Origin of the sequence: Actinophytocola sp., assembly GCF_045807065.1 — a bacterium.
In the GTDB taxonomy this organism is placed as follows: Bacteria; Actinomycetota; Actinomycetes; order Mycobacteriales; family Pseudonocardiaceae; genus Actinophytocola.
In genome coordinates, this window is the sequence record NZ_JBJMIE010000214.1 from 1 (window position 1) to 6316 (window position 6316).

The 6316-nt window shown below is 68.1% G+C and carries 4 protein-coding genes; all 4 read left to right on the forward strand.

Translation table 11 applies throughout. The features are described 5' to 3' along the window. The coding region (locus ACJ73U_RS12765; RefSeq protein WP_407777797.1) for a putative PEP-binding protein at nt 1-358 on the forward strand (358 nt) is incomplete at its 5' end. A gap of 473 nt (nt 359-831) precedes the next feature. Further along, complete coding sequence (locus tag ACJ73U_RS12770) at nt 832-1962, forward strand: multicopper oxidase domain-containing protein (protein ID WP_407777798.1); 1131 nt, start codon at nt 832-834, stop codon at nt 1960-1962. A gap of 35 nt (nt 1963-1997) precedes the next feature. Next, entirely contained in the window at nt 1998-6008 is a 4011-nt protein-coding gene (locus ACJ73U_RS12775; RefSeq protein WP_407777799.1) for a ThuA domain-containing protein, read from the forward strand. Nucleotides 6009-6062: 54 nt separating this feature from the next. Further along, nucleotides 6063-6209 (forward strand): hypothetical protein, encoded by a 147-nt coding sequence (locus tag ACJ73U_RS12780; protein ID WP_407777800.1) that lies wholly within the window; start codon nt 6063-6065, stop codon nt 6207-6209. Nucleotides 6210-6316 lie beyond the last annotated feature (107 nt).

Here is a 6316-nt window from a genome sequence, read left to right on the forward strand (position 1 = left end):
CATCGGCACCAACGACCTGAGCCAGTACACGATGGCCGCCGACCGCATGAACGGCGAACTGGCGGACCTGCTGGACCCGTGGCAGCCGGCCGTCCTCCAACTGGTCGCCACGGTGGCGGCAGCAGGCCAGGACCTGAACAAACCCGTGGGCATCTGCGGCGAGGCGGCAGGCGACCCGCTGCTGGCCCTGGTGTTCACCGGCATGGGCATCACCAGCCTGTCCATGTCCGCCCCGTCGATCCCGGCGGTCCGCGCCGCCCTGGCAACCCACACGCTGGCCGACTGCCGCCGCCTGGCCAACCTGGCCCTCGACGCGGCCGACGCCCAGTCCGCCCGCAAGGCCGTGGCAGGCCGGTAGCACCCGCTCCTGCCCTCGAGGGCACCCTCGGGACGCTCAACGCCCCGAGGGTGCCCTCGATGCGTCCGCAGGGCCGGTCGCGGCGTTAGAGTCCAGTCGAGCACGGTGAGCGCCGCGGCAGCCCTGCCCGTGAAATTCGTACAACCAATGTACTAACGGGCCGCGTTACTCCACGCTTGCGCGTTCAACCACCCTGCTCTTCCCCGTTGTTACGCCGTTTGGAGCCTTAACTTTCGTCGACTTTCGACATAAGTTCGGGTTGTTTGGTCAGAAGCGACCGAACGGCAACGTCCACGCCAACGAGGGACGCCCCGGGTTAGCCACACCCGGGGACGAAGGCGAGGCAGCGTGACAACGGATGTCACCTCTGTGTGCCACCCAGGTGTTCCGTCGCGCCTCTGTGCTCCTGAACCAACTGCGAGCGGCTGATCGGCCGCTCTTCTCCCGTGCCCTGGAAACGGAGATCAACAACGATGGAACAGCAGAGTCGGCCGACGCTCTCGCGTCGATCGATGCTCGCCGGGGCGGCCGCGGCCGGCGTGCTCGCCCCCGCCGTGGTGGCGAGCGGGGTAGCCGCGGTCTCCGCGGCGGCCGGGGCGGAGTCCGCCGCCGCGGCCGGCACGCTCAGACAGATCACCCTGTACGCCGAGAAACTCCCGAACAGCAACCTCATGGGCTACGCCCTCGAACCGGGCAAGCCGACGATCCCCGGCCCGCTCATCGAGATCTTCGAGGGCGACACGGTCGAGATCGAGCTGGTCAACAACACCGACCAGCGCCTGTCCATCCACCCGCACGGGGTCAACTACGACGTGGCCTCCGACGGCGCCCCGCTCAACAACTCGTTCAACAACCCGGGCGAGACGCGCGTCTACACCTGGCGCACCCAGGCCGCCTACCAGCGCGACGGCGTCTACATGCCGGGCAGCGCGGGCTACTGGCACTACCACGACCACGCCCTCGGCGGCGACCACGGCACCGGCGGGCTCATCCGGGGCCTCTACGGCGGCCTGATCGTGCGCAGGAAGGGTGACCTGCTGCCCGACCGGCAGTACACGGTGGTCTTCAACGAGCAGTCCATCAACAACCTCGTCGCCCCCAACACCCCGCAGCTCGAGGCGAACCAGGGTGAGCGGGTCGAGTTCGTCTGCATCGGGCACGGCAACCTGCCGCACACCTTCCACCTGCACGCCCACCGCTGGGCGGACAACCGGACGGGTCACCTGTCCGGGCCGGACGACAACACGCAGGTCATCGACAACAAGAACCTCGACCCGGGCAGCTCCTTCGGCTTCCAGGTGATCGCGGGGCAGTCCGTCGGCCCTGGCGCGTGGATGTACCACTGCCACGTCCAGTCCCACTCGGACGCCGGCATGTCGGGCATCTTCCTGGTCCGCAACCCGGACGGCTCCCTGCCGGCCGGCGCCCAGGCGGACATCGACCGCTTCCACGGCATGTCCATGGGCCAGATGGACATGAAGGCCATGGGGGCCACCGAGGTCCCCACGGGCACGCACAACGGGCTCGCGCCACTCGCCCCCGGCAACCCCTCGGCGAAGAAGGCCAGGAGCACTTCGCCGACCGCCGGCCACGGCCACAAGTAACCACCCGACCATTCACAGAGAGGGAGAGCCCAACTATGGGGCGAAGAGGCTCAATGAGCTGGCTCCGCCGCCGTGCCACCAGGACACTGGTGGTAGGGGCGGCAGTTCTTCTCAGCACTCCACTGGCGCTGACGACACAAGCCGCGGCAGTACCGGCACCTGCCGCGTCAGCGGCGCCAGCGGCGACGGTGGCGGCCACCGTCAACGTCCTGATCTTCCACGGTCCCGCCGCCGACCAGCTGGACCCGGTCGTCCGCGCGTCCGACGCCATCTCCAGTCTGGCCTCGGCGAACGGGATCACCCCGACGGTGTCCACGGACCCCGCCGTGTTCACCTCCGCCAACCTGGACAGGTACCGGGGTGTGGTCTTCCTGTCCGCCAACGGCGTCACCCTGACCCGTGACCAGGAGACCGCGCTCCAGAGCTACATCCAGGCGGGCAACGGCTTCCTCGGTGTCTCCGACGCGGCCCGCGCGCAGGGGGACTCGTCCTGGTTCACCGGGCTCATCGGCACCCGCCCGGTCGGCAGCCGGCCGGAGCCGGAGCCCGTCACCACGGTCACGGCCAGCGCGGAGAACCCGCCGAACGAGACCAAGGAGAAGCTGGCCGACAACAACCCGCAGACGAAGTGGCTGACGTTCAACCCGACCGGCTGGGTGGCCTACAAGATGGCCGCGCCGGTCGCGGTGTCGAGCTACTCCCTGGTCTCGGCCAACGACTTCCCCGGTCGCGACCCGAAGAACTGGACGCTGGAAGGCTCCAACGACGGCGCCAACTGGACCGTCCTGGACACCCAGACCAACCAGACCTTCGACGATCGGTTCCAGACCAGGAAGTTCTCGTTCACCAACACCACGGCGTACGCGAACTACCGGCTCAACGTCACCGAGAACTCCGGTGAGCCGCTGGTCCAGCTGGCCGACCTGAACCTGTTCCGGGACGGCGCGGAGGCCCCGCCGCCGCCCGACCCGGCCGTGCAGCAGGCGACCATCGACATCCTCGACCGGCAGCACCCCGCCAACGCGGGCTTCGGGTACAACTGGACGCACACCGACCGCTACCTGAACTGGGACCCGAACCCGGTCGGCACGGTCCACACCATCGCGCAGGTCGAGGAGCGGACCTACAAGCCGGGCAACGCGTCGAACGGCCCGTTCCACCCGATCTCGTGGTGCCGCGACTACGACGGCGGCCGCTCCTTCTACACCGGCCTCGGCCGCACGGAGGCGAGCTACGGCGAGGACACGTTCCGCGCCCACATCCTGGGTGCGCTGAAGTGGACCACCGGCATGGTGCGTGGTGACTGCAAGGCCACCATCGCCTCGAACTACAAGATCGAGCGGCTGACCCCGAAGAACACGGCCGGTCAGCTCGACCAGATCGGTGAGCCGCACGGCCTGACGATCGCGCCGAACGGCCAGATCTTCTACATCGGCCGCGCCGCCTGCGCCGGCAACACCGTGCCCCAGCCGAACGACTGGACCAACCCGAACATCGGTCTCGGCTGCGGCACGATCCACGTGTACGACCCGTCCAGCAAGAAGGCCAAGCTGCTGACCACCCTGGCCGTGATGGGCAACCGCGGCAGCGGCGACGAACTGGTCAAGAACGAGGAAGGCCTGGTCGGCATCACGCTCGACCCGAACTTCGCGACCAACGGCTGGCTCTACGTCTACTGGATGCCGCACGAGTCGATCAACACGGACACGCAGATGGGCCAGCGCACCATCTCGCGCTTCACCTACAACGCGACGTCCCAGACGATCGACCAGGCGACCCGCAAGGACCTGCTGCACTGGGACACGCAGATCCACAGCTGCTGCCACGTCGGTGGCGGGATGGCGTTCGACAAGGACGGCAACCTGTACGTCTCCACCGGTGACAACAACTCGTCGGAGGGCTCGAACGGCTACTCCGGCAACAACTGGACGCAGAACTACAAGGGTGTCTCCTTCCAGGACGCCCGCCGGACGGCTGGTAACTCCAACAACCTGAACGGCAAGATCCTGCGGATCCACCCGGAGGCGGACGGCACCTACACGATCCCGCAGGGCAACCTGTTCCCCGAGGCGAACGACCCGGGTGACAAGACCCGTCCCGAGATCTACGTGATGGGTGTGCGCAACCCCGCCCGGCTGCAGGTCGACCCCGAGAAGAACTGGGTGACCGTCGGCTGGGTCGGTCCGGACGCGGCCTCCCCGAGCCCCGAACTGGGCCCGGCCAAGTACGAGACCGCGACCATCATCACCTCGGCGGGCAACCAGGGTTGGCCGTACTGCATGGGCAACAAGCAGCCGTACCGCGACCGCAGCAGCACCGACGCGGCCGTCCTCACGGGCTGGTACGACTGCGACAACCCCCTCAACACCTCGCCCCGCAACACCGGCCTGGTGAACCTGCCGCCGATCCGCAACAACATGATCTGGTACTCGCCGGACGGTGGCGGCCCGGTGTTCCCGAACCGGCCGAACAGCAACATCCCCACCTACAACGCGGCGGACGCCAACTACACCGAGCCGTACCTGCGCGGTGGCAGCCAGGCGATCATGTCCGGTCCGACCTACCACTACGACCGGGTGAACCAGAACAGTGGTGTCGCCTGGCCGAAGTACTGGGACGACAAGTGGTTCATCGGTGACGAGTCCACCTCCACCAACCGCGTCGCGGTGACCGTGGACCCGGCCGGCGTGCCGACGGCGCAGCCGCCCGCGTTCGCGGAGACGCTCCTCAAGATCATCCCGAACGGCGGCGGCGACAACAAGCTGCAGAACTGGATGGACGCCAAGTTCGGCCCGGACGGCGCGCTGTACATGCTGGACTACGGCAACGCGTTCTTCACGCTGGACAACAACCAGAAGCTGATCAAGATCAGCTACACCGGCGGGGCGGCGACCCCGACCCCGGCCGCGGCCAACGTCGCGGTGCAGAACAAGCCGTTGACCTACCAGTTCAACGGTTCCAAGGGCGGCGGTGTCTCGTGGAAGTGGGAGTTCGGTGACGGCTCGACCTCGTCGCAGGCCGACCCGAAGCACACCTACACCCGCACGGGTCCGTTCACGGCGAAGCTGACCACGACCTACGCCGACGGCGAGGTCGTGACCACGCGGACCTCGGTGAACGTGGGCTGTGCGACCGCCGACCCGAACACGACGGTCAAGTTCGGCCCGGACGACGCGATCGACACCACGGTGGCGAACAAGAACGCCGGCGGCGGCTGCAAGGTCGACGACCTGATCGACGACGAGAGCACCTGGTCGTCGCACAGCGCGTTCGTCTTCCACGTGGAGACCGTCGCGGACGGTCTGGTCGATCTCGGCATCCTGAGCACCAACCAGCGTGACCAGTTGGTGTCGGCGGCCGAGTCGTCGAACATCGGCAATGCCGGCGTGTACGGGTACGACGCCCTGTACGACGGCACGGCCGCCTCGTTCAGGAACTGGCTACAGGCCCCGGACGGGAAGTTCACGATCCAGCCGGACGGGACGCTCCGGTCCGCCGGTGGGCTGGGCATGTTGTGGTACGCCAAGCAGCCGTTCAAGAACTACTCGCTGAAGCTGCAGTTCCGCGACGCGGCGCCGGACGGCTTCCGGGCCAACAGCGGTGTGTTCATCCGGTTCCCGGATCCGCGCACACCACTGGCCCAGCGGCCGGCGGGCAGCTGCGGCACGGTCGGCTCGGCACGCACGTCGCAGGCGTGGGTCGCGATCTTCTGCGGACACGAGATCCAGATCTACGACGGTGACACCGGTGAGCCCCAGAAGACCGGGTCGGTCTACAACTTCGACCCGATCACCCTGGACAAGGCCGGCGCCAAGCCGAAGGGCACCTGGAACGACTACGAGATCAAGGCCGTCGGACAGCACTTCACGATCATCCGCAACGGTGTCGTGATCAACGAGTTCGACAACGTGCCGGGTCTGCAGTCGTCCCGCGCGGGTGACCCGCCAACGGATCTGCGGCAGTTCGCCGAGGGCTTCATCGGGCTGCAGAACCACAGCGACAACGATCTGATCGACTTCCGCAACATCAGGATCAAGCCCCTGTAGCAACCTGTGTGGCCGGGCGGTCCTCGGACTGCCCGGCCACCCTTTGGAGGACTTGTGTCACGACGATTCCTGGCCGCGTCCGTCGCGGCGGTCGCCGTACTGGGGCTGGTCGCGTTACCTGCCGCCTCGGCCGGTGCGGCGCCGGCCCGCGCGGTGGACACCGCGGCGGCCCCCGCGGCCCCGGCCCCGCCAGCCCCGTGATCCCCACGCCGATCGCCGTCCCGAACCGCTGCCGCACCGCCGACGCCATAGACCGCGCGACCGCCGCGCTCACCGCGCCGTGCCGGTCCAGCAGCTCGCCCGGGATC

What these genes read in the sequence shown, in the direction of transcription:
- ACJ73U_RS12775 (WP_407777799.1), top strand. Translation starts at nt 1,998, where the DNA reads ATGGGGCGAAGAGGCTCAATGAGCTGGCTCCGCCGCCGTGCCACCAGG.
- ACJ73U_RS12770 (WP_407777798.1), top strand. Translation starts at nt 832, where the DNA reads ATGGAACAGCAGAGTCGGCCGACGCTCTCGCGTCGATCGATGCTCGCC.